Origin of the sequence: Microbulbifer hydrolyticus, assembly GCF_009931115.1 — a bacterium.
GTDB lineage: Bacteria > Pseudomonadota > Gammaproteobacteria > Pseudomonadales > Cellvibrionaceae > Microbulbifer > Microbulbifer hydrolyticus.
This window is the reverse complement of the sequence record NZ_CP047491.1, coordinates 1,150,084-1,166,077: the sequence shown is the minus strand read 5'-3', so window position 1 is coordinate 1,166,077 and position 15,994 is coordinate 1,150,084. Positions and strand designations below refer to the sequence as shown.

Annotated in this window: 10 protein-coding genes; 3 read left to right on the top strand and 7 right to left on the bottom strand. The window is 56.8% G+C overall.

Going from position 1 to position 15,994, the window contains the following annotated elements; genetic code table 11:
* Positions 1-29 precede the first annotated feature (29 nt).
* The 3 genes from zwf to pgi form a co-directional block, all read right to left on the bottom strand.
* On the bottom strand, positions 30-1,487 hold the full coding sequence (zwf, locus tag GTQ55_RS04900) for a glucose-6-phosphate dehydrogenase (protein ID WP_161857731.1): 1,458 nt from the start codon (positions 1,485-1,487) through the stop codon (positions 30-32).
* A 61-nt stretch (positions 1,488-1,548) separates the two neighbouring features.
* Positions 1,549-3,381 carry a phosphogluconate dehydratase gene (gene edd, locus GTQ55_RS04895; protein WP_161857730.1) on the bottom strand — a complete coding sequence of 611 codons (1,833 nt, stop codon included), beginning with the start codon at positions 3,379-3,381 and terminating at the stop codon, positions 1,549-1,551.
* A gap of 45 nt (positions 3,382-3,426) precedes the next feature.
* The gene (gene pgi, locus GTQ55_RS04890) at positions 3,427-5,157 is read right to left on the bottom strand and encodes a glucose-6-phosphate isomerase (protein WP_161857729.1); all 1,731 of its coding nucleotides are present in this window, start codon (positions 5,155-5,157) and stop codon (positions 3,427-3,429) included.
* Positions 5,158-5,586: 429 nt separating this feature from the next.
* On the opposite strand from pgi, the gene GTQ55_RS04885 reads away from it, so the two are divergent.
* Together GTQ55_RS04885 and GTQ55_RS04880 are read left to right on the top strand one after the other, a co-directional pair.
* A complete protein-coding gene (locus GTQ55_RS04885; RefSeq protein ID WP_161857728.1) occupies positions 5,587-6,636 on the top strand; it encodes a LacI family DNA-binding transcriptional regulator in 1,050 nt (349 codons plus the stop codon).
* A 347-nt stretch (positions 6,637-6,983) separates the two neighbouring features.
* Positions 6,984-9,455: a TonB-dependent receptor plug domain-containing protein gene (locus tag GTQ55_RS04880; protein WP_161857727.1), complete on the top strand. Its 2,472-nt coding sequence runs from the start codon at positions 6,984-6,986 to the stop codon at positions 9,453-9,455.
* A gap of 218 nt (positions 9,456-9,673) precedes the next feature.
* On the opposite strand, the gene GTQ55_RS04875 is transcribed toward GTQ55_RS04880, so the two are convergent.
* From GTQ55_RS04875 to nagK, 4 genes are all read right to left on the bottom strand, one after another.
* Entirely contained in the window at positions 9,674-11,005 is a 1,332-nt protein-coding gene (locus tag GTQ55_RS04875; protein WP_161857726.1) for a sugar MFS transporter, read from the bottom strand.
* Positions 11,006-11,092: 87 nt separating this feature from the next.
* Positions 11,093-12,217 (bottom strand): N-acetylglucosamine-6-phosphate deacetylase, encoded by a 1,125-nt coding sequence (gene nagA, locus GTQ55_RS04870; protein WP_161857725.1) that lies wholly within the window; start codon positions 12,215-12,217, stop codon positions 11,093-11,095.
* 36 nt (positions 12,218-12,253) lie between these two features.
* On the bottom strand, positions 12,254-13,252 hold the full coding sequence (gene nagB-II / locus GTQ55_RS04865) for a glucosamine-6-phosphate deaminase NagB-II (RefSeq protein WP_161857724.1): 999 nt from the start codon (positions 13,250-13,252) through the stop codon (positions 12,254-12,256).
* A 115-nt stretch (positions 13,253-13,367) separates the two neighbouring features.
* Positions 13,368-14,318 (bottom strand): N-acetylglucosamine kinase, encoded by a 951-nt coding sequence (gene nagK / locus GTQ55_RS04860; RefSeq protein WP_161857723.1) that lies wholly within the window; start codon positions 14,316-14,318, stop codon positions 13,368-13,370.
* A 653-nt stretch (positions 14,319-14,971) separates the two neighbouring features.
* Here nagK and GTQ55_RS04855 point away from each other — a divergent pair.
* Positions 14,972-15,832, top strand: a complete 861-nt coding sequence (locus tag GTQ55_RS04855; RefSeq protein WP_161857722.1) for a DUF6279 family lipoprotein — start codon at positions 14,972-14,974, stop codon at positions 15,830-15,832.
* Positions 15,833-15,994 lie beyond the last annotated feature (162 nt).

The following is a 15,994-nucleotide window of genomic DNA, read 5'->3' as shown; positions in this document are numbered from 1 at the left end:
ACCTTGCTTAGAGGTGTTCACCCGGCCAATCAGGGGTTAAACCAGTGGTGACCGTTTTCTGCCAGTAGCTGGTTGGATGCCTGTGGACCCCAGGTGCCCGCACGATACAGTTGCGGCTGATTGGCAGTATCGCGCCAGTGGTCGATGATCGGATCCACCCACGCCCAGGCCGCGGCAACTTCCTCGCGGTGAATGAACAGCGCAGAGTTATTGGCCGCCGCATCCAGCATCAGGCGTTTGTACGCATCACTTTTGAAACTGTCGTAGGTATCGGACAGAGTCAGGTTCAACTCCACCGGCTGCAATTCCATGGTGAGGCTATCCATCTTCTTCGCCATCAACACCAGTTTGATGCTCTCTTCCGGCTGCAAGCGAATAACAAGGCGGTTTGGCAATACCTCACCGGCCTCCGGCTGATAAACACTGTGGGAAACCTTCTTGTACTGAATGACGATTTCCGCACAGCGTTTTTCCATACGCTTGCCGGTACGCAGGTAAAACGGCACACCGGTCCAGCGCCAGTTGTCGATATGTGCACGAATGGCAACGAAGGTCTCAGTGGTGCTGTTGGCAGCCTTCAATTCTTCCAGATAGCCCGGCACCAGTTCCTTGCCGAGACCGCCGGCCACGTACTGACCGCGGACAATGTTTTGATCCACATTGCCTTCCGTCAGCGGGCGCAGTGCTTCAAGCACCTTGATTTTTTCCGACCGGATATTGCGCGCAGACATGCTATTGGGCGATTCCATGGCAATCAGGCACAGTAACTGCAGGAGATGGTTCTGCACCATGTCACGCATTGCACCAGTGTCATCATAGAAGCCCGCACGCCCTTCCAGGCCCACTGTTTCTGAAATACTGATCTGAATATGGTCGATGGTTTTCGCATCCCACAGGTGTTCGAACAGTACGTTACTGAAGCGCAGTGCCAGCAGGTTCTGAACGGTTTCCTTACCCAGGTAATGGTCGATGCGGAAGATATTATCTTCCGGGAAGAACTCAGCAATCTTGCTATTGATCTCATCGGAGGTCTTGGCGTTGTAGCCCAGTGGTTTTTCGACCACCACGCGGGAGTTCTCGTGGATCAGTCCTTTTATCGAAAGATTTTCACAACAGGGACCGAACACCGCCGGGGGAATTGCCAGATAAAACAGTCGGGTGCGCTCGGTATCTTTGCCCAGGATATCCACCAGCCCATCCCACTGCTCGTCGGGCTTGGATATATCGAGGGCGACAGCGCGCAGAAGCGGGCTGAACTCTTTCCAGCTTTTATCGCTGTATTCGCCGTCGCGCAGATGCGTCTTCAAGGCCTGCTGCGCGGTTTTCAGATAGGCATCAGCGTCTTCCTGACGGCGACAAACTGGCAGGATGCGGGTGTCTTTGTTCAAGCCACCTTCAATATAGGCCCGGTACAGCGCCGGGATCAGCTTGCGCAACGACAGATCTCCACCGCCGCCAAACAGTACCATGTCAAATGAATTAGCCATTGTGTTTGCTCTCAAACAGTTGCGCGCGCTCTACGCTTGATAGAGCGCGCGCAGGATTCAGTTAAAAAAGAATGCTTCCACCGGTTTCCGCGCCGCTTGCGAGCTTGCGCATATTGGTGAACAGGTCGCGCCCCATGCCTACGGCATTGGCGGACAGATCACATTCCGCTGGCACGCGTGCAGCCAGCTCTTCATCACTTACATGTACTTTGAGAACGCCGGCTTCCGCATCCAGCTCAATAACATCACCATTCTGGATTTTTGCTACCACACCACCTTCCAGTGCTTCCGGGGAAAGATGGATGGCCGCCGGGACTTTACCGGATGCGCCCGACATACGACCGTCGGTAACCAGTGCCACCTTGTAACCTCGGTCCTGCAACACACCCAGAGACGGCGTCAGCTTGTGCAGCTCCGGCATACCGTTTGCTTGTGGTCCCTGGAAACGCACCACGGCGACAAAATCTTTTTCCAGCTCACCAGCCTTGAAGGCATCGAGCAGAGCGTCCTGGCTTTCGAACACCACCGCCGGCGCCTTCACTTTCAGCTGCGGGGTTTTCAGGGCGGAAACCTTGATCACGCTGTTGCCGAGATTGCCCTGCAGCAGTTGCAGGCCACCGTGGCTGGAGAATGGGTCGCTGGCGGGGCGAATAATGTCCGGGTTCCCGGATTCTTCGGAAGTCGGGCGCCACACCAGACCATCCTTGTCTTCGTTCAGGAAAGGATCGTAGGTGTAGGGCTCCATACCGGAGTGACCGAGCACAGTGCTGACATCGTTGTGCAACAGACCCGCACCGAGCAATTCGCGAATCAGGTACTGCATACCACCCGCCGCAGCGAAGTGATTGATGTCCGCGGTGCCGTTCGGGTAAACGTGGCACAGCAGCGGGACAATTTCGGAAAGCTCCGCCATGTCCTGCCAGGTAATCTGGATACCGGCAGCGCGCGCCATCGCGATCAGGTGCATGGTGTGGTTGGTGGAACCGCCGGTAGCGTGCAGGCCGACGATGCCGTTGACGAAAGATTTTTCGCTGAGAATTTTCGCGATGGGCGTGTAGTTACTTGGCTCGGTAATCTGCACCAGCTGCTTGACTGCCTCTTTGTTCAGCGCATCACGCAGTTCGGTACCGGGGTTTACAAACGAGCTCCCCGGCAGCTGCAGGCCCATGATTTCCACCAGCATCTGGTTGCTGTTGGCGGTGCCGTAAAAGGTGCAGGTACCGGCACTGTGGTAGGACGCACTCTCGGCTTCGAGCAGTTCTTTGCGGCCCACTTTGCCCTCGGCGTACAACTGGCGAACGCGCACTTTCTCCGCATTGGCGAGACCGGTGGGCATTGGGCCAGCCGGCACAAACACAGCCGGCAAGTGACCAAATGACAGAGCACCAATCACCAGCCCGGGCACAATCTTGTCGCAAATACCCAGGTACATGCCACCGTCAAACATATCGTGCGAGAGGGAAATAGCGGTGGCCATGGCGATAACATCGCGGGAAAACAGCGATAGTTCCATCCCCGGCTGCCCCTGGGTAACCCCATCACACATGGCGGGGACGCCACCGGCAACCTGGGCGGTTGCACCATTGCGCAGTGCTTCCGCTTTTAACATCTCAGGGTAGGTGCCGTAGGGCTGATGCGCAGACAACATGTCGTTGTAGGCATTGATAATGGCCAGATTTGGCCCATGTCCGGAGGCGATCAGGTTTTTATCCTGATCGCTGGACGCTGCCATGGCATGCGCCAGGTTACCGCAGGACAGTTTGTGGCGCGCGCGCCCTTTGCCCTGCGCCTGCTCTACCTGAGCCAGGTAGCTGGCCCGGGTTTCCTCGCTGCGGCGGATGATCCTGTCGGTAACCGCCTGTATCCGACTGTTTACCACTGTTTTGTTTGCCATTTTGCTTAACTCTTCGGTTTTTTATCGGTTCGCCGCACGCTTTTCCTAAGCCTGTTCTCCAGCAGACTCAGCCACCTCGACTTCAGGTAGCTCCGTGGGAGTAACCGCGCCGCATTTGTTACGGCGGTAGTATTCGATCAGCTGGGCTGTGGAATCGTCTTCATCAGCCAGGTCAGCAGCAGCCAATTTTGGCTCCAACTTGCTGGCCAGACCTTTACCAAGTTCCACACCCCACTGATCAAAAGAATAAATTTGCAGAATCACACCCTGAACAAAAATTTTGTGCTCATAGAGTGCAATCAAGCCTCCCAGTGATCGGGGGTCCAACTCCTTCAAGAGTATTGTGTTACTGGGCTTTCCACCCCTGTGCACTTTGAATGGGGTGAGCCTTTTTATTTCTTCTTGCGACAACCCCTTGGCTGCCAGTTCACGACCAACCGACTCGGCGTCCACGCCGTTCATCAGAGCCTGGCTCTGGGCGAACATGTTGGCCAACAGGATCTCGTGGTGGCCTTCGAGGTCGTGCCCCGCGGTCACACTGCCGATGAAGTCTGCAGGCACCACTTCCGGGCTCTGGTGCAGGTACTGATAGAACGCATGCTGCCCGTTGATCCCGGTCTGCCCCCATATTAGGGGGCCAGTTGCGTAGTCCACCTCCACCCCGGCACGGTTGGTAGATTTGCCGTTGCTCTCCATATCCGCCTGCTGCAGATAGGCGGGCAACATATGCAGCGCCTGGTCATAGGGCAGTACCGCGTGGGCGGGGTACCCCATAAACGTGCAGTACCAGACACTCAGCAGCGCCATGATTACCGGCGCATTCTGCGCAAATGGCGCTTCGCGGAAGTGGTGATCCATATCGGCCGCACCATCGAGTAGCGCCCGGAAGTTCTCGAACCCGCAGGCGATGGCGATGGGCAACCCGATGACCGACCACAGTGAATAGCGGCCACCAACCCAATCCCAGAAGCGATAGGTGCGCTCCGGCAAGATGCCGAACTGCTGCGCCTTTTCCGGGCTGGCCGTCACCCCAACAAAGTGCCGCTGCAAAAGCACTTCTACAGCCTCATCCGGCGCCGCGCGCTGCAGCCACTTGAGGGCACTGCGCGCGTTGGTCATCGTCTCGCTGGTCGTGAACGTCTTGGACGAGACAATAAACAAGGTCGATTCGGCGTCCAGGCCGACCAGCACATCCGTGAGCTGGGCTCCATCCACATTGGAGACAAAGTGCACTGCGACATCACCCTTCCTGTAGGCACGCAGCGCCTCAATGGCAGTCTGAGGCCCCAGGTGCGAGCCGCCGACGCCAAGATTGACCACATCGGTAATCCTTTTACCGCTGCAGCCAGTCAGGGCGCCATTATGTAGTAAAACTACAAGCTCTTTCAAGCGCTGCAGCTCGGCCTCCACCCCCCCTGTGACAGAGACCCCACCGATCTCCAGATCCTCGGCCAGGCCACCGCGCAATGCAGGATGCAGAACCGGGCGCCCCTCGGTCACGTTGATGGGTTCACCGGCAAAGAGATCAGCCCGCCACTGGTCCAGCCCGGCCTCCTCTGCCAAGCGTAATAAATTTACAAAAACTGACCGGTCAATGTGGTTTTTGGAAAAATCCAGCAGAAACTGCGGCAATTCGAGAGAGAAGTCCGAAGCGCGCTGTGGATCCCCCGCGAACAGGTCCGCAAGACGGCGGCGCTTCAGCTGCGCAGCCTGCTCTTGCAGAGCCTGCCACACAGGTGATTGGGAAATTGCGGAGTGAGAGTGTGCATCTTGCATGGTGTGCCCCTGAAAGTGGCGCCTACCGGGAGGTGGCGGGCACCGGTTATTCTTGTTTACCCGACCGACAGCGTTCAAACCCAAAACCCCAGTGGGTGCCAAAGCAAAATGACAACGCTGTCAATTTGGCGAGAGATTCACATACGGGGCATGGCCTGTCAATCCGCTTTGTAGTTTTCTTTCACAACCACAGCGCGCGGCAAACACGACCGGTCGCACGTTTCGCGCCGACAGCAAGAACGCCGGAAAAGCCCTAAACTTGGCAGCAAACCGCTGCGAAAAGACCGGGTTCTGACTCCAAGGCAGCGCACAGCGGACAAATGACCAGAAAGCCATCGTCGCGTCGCGCGTAACCGGGTAAACTGCCCGGCTGGGTATGGACTGGAAAGCTCCCGGCGCGGGGGTTCCAATTAAGGAAAAAAGCCGATCATGAAGAGCACCATCAATGACGTGGCCGCAAGGGCCGGGGTGTCGATCAAGACTGTTTCGCGGGTTATCAACAATGAGCCCTCGGTGCGGCCGGCCACACGCAAAAAGGTTATGGATGCTGTGGAAGAACTCCACTATCAACCGAACCTGGCTGCGCGTAACCTGGCGGGAACTCGCAGCTATACCATTGCGCTGATCTACGACAACCCCAATGCCTACTATGTGATCGACATGCAAAACGGCATCCTTGAGGCATGCAAGGCCCGGGGATACGAACTGCTGATCCACCCCAGCAATTCTAAGTCTGAAACTGTCAACGACGAACTGCGCGCACTCGTCGAACACTCCAAAGTGGCGGGCGTGGTCCTGACCCCACCCTTCTCCGAGACCCAGTCGGTCATCGACGAAGTCAAAAAGCTCGGCCTTGATTATGTGCGCATTGTTTCCAGCGGCGCCGCCGAGGGCGATGAAGAAAACTGCATCCAGGTGGACGATACCGCCGCAGCGTACGACATTACCAAACACCTGATCGAGCACGGTCACAAGCGAATCGGCTTTCTGTGCGGCGGCGAGGAACACATATCCACCCATGGGCGACTGGACGGCTATAAAGAAGCACTGCAGCAGGCGGGAATTTCCATCGACCCCGAGCTGATTGTGGCCGGTGAATACTCTTTTGATTCCGGAGTGTCCGGCGCAAAGCACCTGCTGGAAAAGGACACCCCCCCCACTGCCATTTTTGCCAGCAACGATGAGATGGCGGCGGGGGCCCTGTTCGCCGCACGGCTGATGCACATCGAGATTCCCCAACAGCTCTCTATTGTCGGATTCGAGGACAGCCCCTTCTCCCGCCAGACCTGGCCGAAACTGACCACGGCGCACCAGCCGAATAATGAAATTGCCAAATGTGCTGCGGCTCTGGTACTAAACAAGGCACGCAGCAAAAGCGCTGCGGAAAGTGCCGCGGCCAACAAGGATGCCGGCATCAAGAAAAAGTTTGTGCCGGAGCTGTTGGTAAGAGACTCAACCGGGGACTCTCCATCTCAATAACCGACACCCGCTTCCCCCTGGTCGATTCAACAACTTCAATTTCGGATATTTGCCCCGCCTGATACCTGCCGCGCCCTTCCCTGGGCGCAGCGTGCTCTTACGCGCCCATCTACCTCGCACGCAAATGCGTTACCCGCCACATACCCCCGAACGTGACCCAAGTCACCTATTCGGCCATCTTTTTGAGAGTATCGTCACCGTAGTATTCGAACGATTCAGTCACGAGGTTCCACAAAAAGCGATATAGAGAGGATATTTGTCACGGAATTTGCAAGGTAATAAGGATTTTTGGACTTCAAATAGATGCGCCGCGCGCATTCGACATAAAAACAAGTAAGGAAGCGTTTATGGAAATCATCAAGCCGTTCAAGTACCCGTCACTATTGGCAATCGCGATCGCCGCGGCATCCAGCCCGGCACTTGCCCAGGAAGATGAAATCATTGAGGAAGTCATCACCATCGGCACCCGTGTTGAGGGCCGCTCGGCCACCGAATCCGCTGTCCCCATCGATATCATTACTGGAGATGACTTCGTCAATCAGGGGGGCTCAGACCTCAATTCCCTGTTGCGCAATGTGGTGCCCTCCTACAACGTCAATACTCAACCGATCAGTGATGCGGCAAGCCTCGTGCGCCCGGCGAACCTGCGCGGACTGGCGCCAGATCACACATTGGTATTGATCAATGGCAAACGCCGCCATCGCGCGGCGGTAATCGCCTGGCTCGGCAACGGCGTGTCCGACGGCGCCCAGGGGCCCGACATCTCCCAGATTCCATCCATCGCGCTGCAGCAGGTCGAGGTTCTGCGAGACGGTGCCGCCGCCCAGTACGGGTCCGATGCCATCGCCGGTGTAATCAACTTCCAGCTCAAGGACAACAGTGAAGGCGGCGCAGTCGAAATAAAAGCCGGCCAGTTCTATGAGGGCGATGGACGCCAGTTTACCGTCGCCGGGAATTACGGAATGCCGTTTACCGCTCAAGGCTTCGTCAACGTGAGCTTTGAAGTGGGCAGCAAGGAAGACACCGACCGGAGCGTCCAGCGCAATGACGCCGCAGCACTGATTGCAGCCGGAAATACCGACGTGGCAAACCCCGCACAGGTGTGGGGCAGCCCCGAAATCAAAGACGATCTGAAATCCGTGGTAAACCTCGGCGTGGACCTCGGGGGCGGCAAGGAATTTTACGCGTTTGGTAACTACGGTGGTAAGACCGTCGATGGCGGCTTCTACTTCCGCAACCCGGAAACGCGCAGCGCCGTATACAGTAATGGGACAGGCCCGCTCATTGGCGACCTGGACCCAAGTAACGGACTCGATAGCTGCACAGGCTTCACCCATGCCCAGGCCCTCTCGAGCGCCGAATGCTTCTCCTTTCAGGAAATGTTTCCAGGTGGCTTTACCCCACGGTTTGGCGGTGAGGTCACCGACCTGGCAGGGTTGGCCGGTGTGCGCGGCGACCTCGACAACGGTTGGTCTTACGATGTCAGCGCGTCTCTCGGTTACAACGACGTAGACTTTTTCATTTACAACACCGTAAACGCTTCCCTCGGGCCACAGTCACCCACCAGCTTTAACCCCGGCGCCTACACTCAGCTCGAAAAGAACTTCAATATCGACCTGGTAAAAGGTTTCGAGGTAGGACTCGCCTCGGAGCTGAATGTGGCCACCGGCTTCGAGTGGCGCGACGAAACCTTTGAAATCACCACCGGTGATCAGGCCTCGTACGAGATTGGCCCCCTCGCCGCCCAGGGGTTTAGCGCGGCTTCCAATGGATTCCCAGGCTTTGGCCCATTAGCCGGCGGCCAGTGGAGCCGCTCCAACGTCGCCACCTACGTGGACCTGGAAGCGGATGTGGTGGACGGCTGGCTGGTTGGCATGGCCCTGCGCTTTGAGGACTTCGAAGACTTCGGCACCACCACCAACGGCAAGCTGGCGACCAATCTGGCACTGACCGATACGCTCTCCCTGCGCGGCTCCTGGAGCACCGGCTTTCGCGCCCCGACCCCCGGGCAGTCCAACGCCTTTAATGTATCGACGGAGTTTGACCTGACACTCAATGACCTGGTCAATAACGGCACCATCCCGTCCACCAATCCAGTCGCACTTCTGCGCGGCGGTGAAGCCCTGGATCCTGAAAAATCCACCAACTGGACCATCGGTGCAGTATTCACACTGGGTGCCATAGACGTGACCGTGGACTACTTCAACATCGAACTGGAAGACCGCATTGCTCCGTCGCAACTCTACTCCCTCACCCAAACCGAAGTGGACAGCCTGGTCGCATCCGGCGTCACCAGCGCAGCCAACCTGCAGAACTTCCGCTTCTTCACCAACGATTTCGATACCACCACCAAGGGCTTTGACATCGTCGCGACCTACGGGACCGAAGCTATTGGCGACAGCACCGACATCAGCCTTGCCTTCAACCAGACACAGACCTCAGTGGACAGCTTTACTCCGGAAACCATTGATGCAACCCGCATCCGCGAACTGGAACAGGGCCTGCCGGAAACCCGTTGGAACCTGTCGAGCACGACCCTCATTGGCGACTGGCGCTTGATGGCGCGAGTGAGCTACTACGATGACTGGTTCGACTCGGAAGATGGCCAGGTATATAGCGGAGAAACTTTGGTAGACGCTGAAGTGTCCTATGCGTTTACCGACAAAGCGTCAGTGATTTTGGGGGCTCAAAACCTACTCGACCAGACACCGGAGGAAAACCCGGGAGCAGCCGACGGCGTAGGCAACCGCTACAGTCAGTTTTCCCCATTCGGCTTTGAGGGTGGTTTCTACTATCTACGAACACGTTATGAGTTCTGATAGAGACTGAAATAAAAACCCGCTGCTTGCAGCGGGTTTTTTTATAGGCAAAAAAAAGCCCTCACAATGGAGGGCAAAGATGACGAGAACCAAAGAGAGAAACTTCCTGAGAAGTTCAGAAAACCAAAATCCGTTTTAAAACCACTTCCTAAAACGCTTCCAAAAAAACTGACTGATTGCGATGCGACTGGAAACCGTACTGGAATATCCCTGGCCAGCTATTTCCAGCTACGCATCTTGTGCCCTTTCAGAGCGTAAAACAGGATGAACAGGTACGCAGGGATCGCAATGAGGTAGGCACCCTGGCCGTCACCGGTATCGGCAAAGTGGCCGTACAGGGGCGGCAGGATTGCCCCACCCGAAATCCCCATAATCAGTAACGCCGCACCTTTCGAGGTGAATTTGCCCAGGCCTTCCAGCGCCAGCGGCCAGATTGCCGGCCAGCACATGGCATTGGCGAAGCCCAGCAGTGCGACAAAGTACACCGCATTGGGAATCTCCGGCAGGCCAAAGTGGGCGAGCGTTGCGGAAGACATGGCGGTGCTATCGAGAGAGCCGCTCATTACCGCGAAAGTAAACACAATACCCAGTACCGCAGAGATCAACAGCGCTGTCTGCTGGCTGATAAAGCGCGGGATAGCGACTGTACCCCAGATATAGCCCAGCACCATAAACACCATGGTGTAGGAAGTCAGCACGGAGGCCACTGCGGTATCGAGACCCGCCTGCTTGCCCAGCAGGCCTATGGCATCACCAGCGATCACTTCCACACCAACATAGAAGAACAGTGCGATGGAACCAAGCACGAGTTGCGGAAATTGCTTCAATCCTCTGAGGGTAACCGCAGCATCTTCCTGACCTTCGATAACTTCGTCTTCGATATCCGGCAGCGGGGCAAACATCATCGCCACAGCCAGAATAAAACCGAGAATGGCCATGCCGATATAGGGAGAAACCAGCTGCCCTGCCAACTCGTCCAGCTTGGCATCTTTCGCCGCTGCACTCAGCGCAGAAAGCTCTGCTTCGGAGATACCAGAGATACCGGACATGACCAGAGCGGCAAAAACCAGCGGCGCAACGATGCCGGCCCCCTTATTCAACAGGCCCATGACACAGATACGTACTGCGGCAGTCTCAGGAGAGCCGACCTTTACAACGTAGGGGTTGGATGCGGTCTGCAGAATAGTCAGGCCGGAACCCACTACAAACTGCGCCAGCAGGAAAATACCAAACATCCGGCTGTACGCCGCAGGGATAAAGATCAGGGCACCCACAGCGACCAGCGCCAGGCCAAGCGCCATACCGGTCTTGTAACCAGTGCGCTCGATAATCGCGGCCATTGGCAGCGCCATCACGGTGTAAGCAATATAGAAGGCAGAGGCCACCAGCATTGCCTGAAAGCCGGTCAAATCACAGATGGTCTGCAGAAACGGAATCAGGGCACCGTTCAGCCAGGTAACAAAACCAAAGATAAAAAATAGCAGGCCGATGATAACCATCGGCAAAACGCTGCTGCGCGTCTCGCTTTGGGCAATAACTGCGGTATTCATAATTTCACCTTTTATTATCGTTTTGCCTTGCTGGCTTGCGGGGTTTTTCCCCGGTTATCAGTTCCAGTGAAAGCTTTCACAGGATTATTATGCTGCGAAAACTTCCTGTCCGTTTATCCAGGTCTTTTGAACCCGGCGTTCGTCATCAATCAAAATCATATCTGCAGGCGCGCCCTCTTTGATGCGCCCACGATCGCTACCCAGAAACTGTGCCGGGTACAGGCCCGCCATACGCAGGGCTTCATTCAGTTCCACATCGCACCAGTCGGCGATATTGCGCACCGCACCGATCATGTCGAGGTGCGAGCCGGCAAGCTCGCCGGTGGTGGACGTCAGTTTGTCGCCGTGTCGGGTTACGATGCGGTCGAACAGTGGAAAACTCATTTCCTCACTGCCCACCAGTGACATGGCATCGGTCACCAGCATGACCTTTCCACGCGGCTTGGCCTTGAGCGCGAGCGTCATGGCCTCGGCACTCACATGGTGGCCATCGGCGATCAGCCCGCACCAGCAATCATCACTGATCAGGGCCGTACCCACCATACCCGGATCGCGCGAATGCAGTGGCGACATGGCGTTGTACAAATGGGTAAACCCGCTTGCTCCGGCGGCCACCGCGGCCGCGGCGGTAGCGCCATCGGCATTGGAGTGGCCCAGACAGACCTTCACACCAAGAGAGACCAGCTTGCGGATATCCTCTGGCGATACATTTTCCGGCGCCAGAGTGACCATTTTCAGTCCGATGTCATCGCGACCGTAAATCGCCAGCTCTTCATCGCTGAGCGGGCGAATAAATTTTTCTTCGTGCGTACCTTTTTTGGGTGCACTCAAATGCGGCCCCTCAAAGTGCACACCCAGGACACCGGGTACACCTTCCTTCAACGCAGCGCTGACCGCTTCCGCCGCGCGCTGCATGACTTCCACCCGATCGGTGATCAGCGTGGGCATAAATCCGGTGGTGCCGAAACGGGCGTGCGCCACAGACATCTTGCCCAGCGCATTGACGGTAGTGTCGTTGTTGAACAGCGCACCACCTCCGCCATTGACCTGAACATCAATAAGCCCGGGCGCGAGCATGCCTTTGAGGCGCACGGCACTCTCTGCCGGCTCGCCTCCGAGAGTGACCACATTGCCACTCTCGACGGTCAGTGCCACGTCAGTGTGGAGCTGCTCACCGTCGAATAACTTCTCTGCAATGAATGCCTGTGCCACTTGCCCGCTCCTGAGTCCCGTCACCAATTCAAATCATCAAACAGTCTGGGTGACTTTCTTCAGGCCGGCCGGCTCATCCGGGTTGATACCGCGGCTGACGGCGACGTGAGCCACGTCGAGATAAAAACGTTGCAACAGCGCCAGCGGTGCAATCCGCGGGTGAACGCCCTTGCTCGGCACATGTAAATTGATCAACGTGCCACCGCGGCGAATGATGTCGGCGATCTGCTCGCTGTGGGCCTGGTAGGACTCATCCTCGATGGGCACGTTCACCACGGTCAGCTTTTGCTCTACCAGGGTGACCGGTCCGTGCAGGAATTCCGCACTGGAGAATGACTCTGCGTGCACACTGCATACTTCCTTCAGTTTCAACGCCAGTTCGCGGGTAATGCCGTACCCGGGGCCACGTCCCAGAACAACCAGGTTCTTTACCGCGGCCAGATCTTCCGGACGCAGCTGTATGTCGGACTCGATGGCCTCCGTCAGGGTCTGGGGCAGCATTTCCACACCGGCCTTCAGCTCTGCATCCTGAGTCCAGCTGGCCACTAATTGCAGTACCGCAGACAGGGTGCACAGGTAGCTTTTGGTCGCCGCAACCGCCAGTTCAGGGCCCGCTTTCAGTGGTACTACCTGGTCGACAATATCTTTGATCGGAGCGGTCTCATCGTTCACCAACGCCACCGTGTAGGCACCGGCATCTTTCGCCATCTGCGCCTGCGCGAGGATGTCCGGGCTGCGGCCGGACTGGGAAATTACGATGACCAGTGCGTCTTCGAGCTTGAGCTTTTTGCCGTAAACACTCGAAACAGACGGCGCCGCCGCGAAGGTGGGCGTACCGGTTTCTATTTCAATCAGGTACTTGGCAAATACACCAGCGTGATCAGAGGAGCCGCGACCAACGATCATCACAAAGCGCGGCGGCGCGTTACGCAGACGCTCGCCCAGCGCCTCCATGATCGGAGCATTGTTTTGCAGCTGTTCCGCAATCCGGCTCGGGGCCTCGCGGGCCTCGGTTTCCATTACTGTCATCGCCATAGATGTATCCGCCTTGTTAGCCTCAGCAGGAGTCACTGCACTCATAAAACTTGTCCGTAATATCCGTATGACTTTTGTTGTCTAACAACCTGTGTGTTCTAGCTAGTGCGCTCGCTTATCCAAAGAGCGCTTTTGCATCGACCTCATCTGCCGACCGGGATTCACTCTCTCCCAGCGCTGCCAGCGAGTATTGAGCGAAATAGGCACAACCCAGCTCGGGCGGATCCAGCGGGTCGGAAACCCGCTCTGCCACATGAGGCTTCAGCCAGGGTTTAAGGCGCGGCGCAAGACCACCGATCATGGCCAGACGTGGCGGGTTGCTCTCCATCAGTTTCTCAGCAAGATCGCTGATGTAGGCCGCACCATCGCGCATGATGGACACCGCAACCGGGCAATCAGCCTCGGCGCATTCCACCACCGGCACCGCCAGTTTGGCGTATTGACTGGAGGGTTTCCCTGCCATCGTTTCAATCACGTCGTAGGGGTCGTCCGTACCCAGCGCCTTCTGTAGCTCACGCTGCAGCATAGACTCGGCTGCCAGCCCTTCCATTGCCATCAACAGATATTTCACCGCCTCCATTCCCAGCCAGGCGCCACTGCCTTTATCTCCGTGCGGAAAGCCGTGGCCACCGACAATCTCACTGCGACCGTTGACCCACGAGTACCCTACAGAGCCGGTCCCGGCAATGATGACGGCCCCGTCGCCACCGCGATGGGCGCCAAGGCAGGCAGAGTGCTGGTCGGTTGTCAGAAACATTTGTTTGAAGGGATGGGCCCAGGCATTCATCTCGTTGTAGAGACGCGGCATATTGACGCCAGCCAGGCCTACGCCCGCAACCAGCTCGCCCAGCGTTTCCGCCGGCATACCGGCATCAGCAACGGCCAGGGCGGCAGAGCGCACAATGGAGTCAATGGTCTGGGCATACCCATGGAGGGGGTTTGCGGGCCCGGAAACGCCGGTACCCAGCAGGCGATTGTTCGCATCGAAAACCGAGGCACGGCACTTGCTGCCACCTCCGTCGACGCCAACGTAAAGAATGTCCCTGCTGTCTCTCAAAGCAACCATCTGATCCGGCCCCTAAGATTTTCTATTGTTATCTGTCCTTACCGGATTCCCCACAGCAATTCCTGCTCCCCTGGGAGATCCGGCGCGACGCCGTCATTGACGTCTGTGCCAATATGGGAGAAATACTACAAGACAAATGACAGCGTTGTCATGCCCTTTTTCAAAAAAATCCCCTCGAATTGTTCAATTATGCGCCCGGCCCATGCTGCGGGTGCCGAAAAAAGCGCCATAGGGGCATTGCAGCCAGCAGCGTACGGCAAGGGCGGGCAAAAAACAAACAACCCGCCAACCGCCAGACTATTCCTCCCACGTAGCAGTAGCTGGCGCCTGAGCTCGGCCTGATAACAGTAACCTCGTTACACTTTTCTGCGATAAAGCGCGCGCCCAGAAGGATGTGGAACACAACAACCGCTGATGGATAGGCCGATGAGGGCCGCCGACGGAAATATACACAAACAGGGGAAATCGATGGGACTCAGCCAGGCCGCAAGGAGCGCGTTACGAACAACCGTGACCACAGCAATATGCCTGCTTGTCTGTAACAGCGCCGCCGACAGCAAGCAGGGGCTGGTAAAAAACAGGGGCGTGGAAGTCTGGATTAATTAACCGTTGGAAAGTCGCGGGGGTGGCAGCCAGGATCTATATTTATCGCCATGAATGCCTCGCACCATCACCAAAGGGTAACTCGCATAATCGGCGCTGCACTGGCGCTGATACTGCTGTTTGCCGGTGGCTGCTCCAGCGTCCGGCTGGTCTATGGCCACCTGGACTGGTGGATGGACCGCAACCTCAACAAGTACCTCGACCTGGATGGCGCACAGGAGGACCTGCTCTCCCTGCGCGTGGATGAGTTTCACCGCTGGCATCGCCAGACCCAACTGCCCCGCTACGCCGACTACCTGGAATCACTTGCCGACGATGTCGACTCACCAGATGCCACACCAGAAAAGCTGATACAGATAGAGAAGCAGGTAGATAACTTCTGGCACTCATCGGTGGTGATGCTGACCGATCTACTACTCCCTATCGTCATCCAACTGGACGATCCACAGATTGATCAGCTCGAAGAAAACGTGCGCGAAGAGCGTGAAGAGTCCCTGAAGAAATGGGAGAAATCCAAACACAAACGGGAAAAACAGTTTCGCAAGCAGGCCGAGCGCTGGCTGGGTGACCTGACCCCGGAACAGGACGCCATGATCGATCATCAGGTCGCCACCACAAAATTTGATCCGAAGCGCCGCGATGCCCAGCGCCAGGCATGGGCCAATTCCTTCATCGACACCCTGCGCAGTAAACCGGAGGGCTACGAGAAAAAGCTGCGGGAACTGCTGATCAACCCACAGTCTCTCTGGCCACAAGACTATCGCAACATGCAGGATCAGCTGCGAGCCCAGGCCCGGTCACTCGCCAGCGAAATACTCAAAAGTTCCACCCCTCAGCAACGCAAACACCTGAAATCAAACCTACTCGATTACGCGGCCGACTTCCGCATCCTCGCCGCACAAGAGCACTGAAGCCACCCGGCGGTACAAATTACGCCACACCGTTTCAATCGAAACAAATTATCTGCCGGCAATGACTGTTTTTACCGGGATTTACGTTAAAAAAGTGCCAGAAAACATGACGCAATCCGCCCGTGGCTGATAAGCTCCTCACCCGCAAGATCAACCGCCTGA

Bases quoted from the DNA above. Each gene is read 5' to 3' on its own strand.
- GTQ55_RS04855 (WP_161857722.1), top strand. From the start codon at position 14,972: ATGAATGCCTCGCACCATCACCAAAGGGTAACTCGCATAATCGGCGCT.
- GTQ55_RS04880 (WP_161857727.1), top strand. From the start codon at position 6,984: ATGGAAATCATCAAGCCGTTCAAGTACCCGTCACTATTGGCAATCGCG.
- nagB-II (WP_161857724.1), bottom strand. From the start codon at position 13,252: ATGGCGATGACAGTAATGGAAACCGAGGCCCGCGAGGCCCCGAGCCGG.
- pgi (WP_161857729.1), bottom strand. From the start codon at position 5,157: ATGCAAGATGCACACTCTCACTCCGCAATTTCCCAATCACCTGTGTGG.
- edd (WP_161857730.1), bottom strand. From the start codon at position 3,381: ATGGCAAACAAAACAGTGGTAAACAGTCGGATACAGGCGGTTACCGAC.
- zwf (WP_161857731.1), bottom strand. From the start codon at position 1,487: ATGGCTAATTCATTTGACATGGTACTGTTTGGCGGCGGTGGAGATCTG.
- GTQ55_RS04885 (WP_161857728.1), top strand. From the start codon at position 5,587: ATGAAGAGCACCATCAATGACGTGGCCGCAAGGGCCGGGGTGTCGATC.
- GTQ55_RS04875 (WP_161857726.1), bottom strand. From the start codon at position 11,005: ATGAATACCGCAGTTATTGCCCAAAGCGAGACGCGCAGCAGCGTTTTG.
- nagK (WP_161857723.1), bottom strand. From the start codon at position 14,318: ATGGTTGCTTTGAGAGACAGCAGGGACATTCTTTACGTTGGCGTCGAC.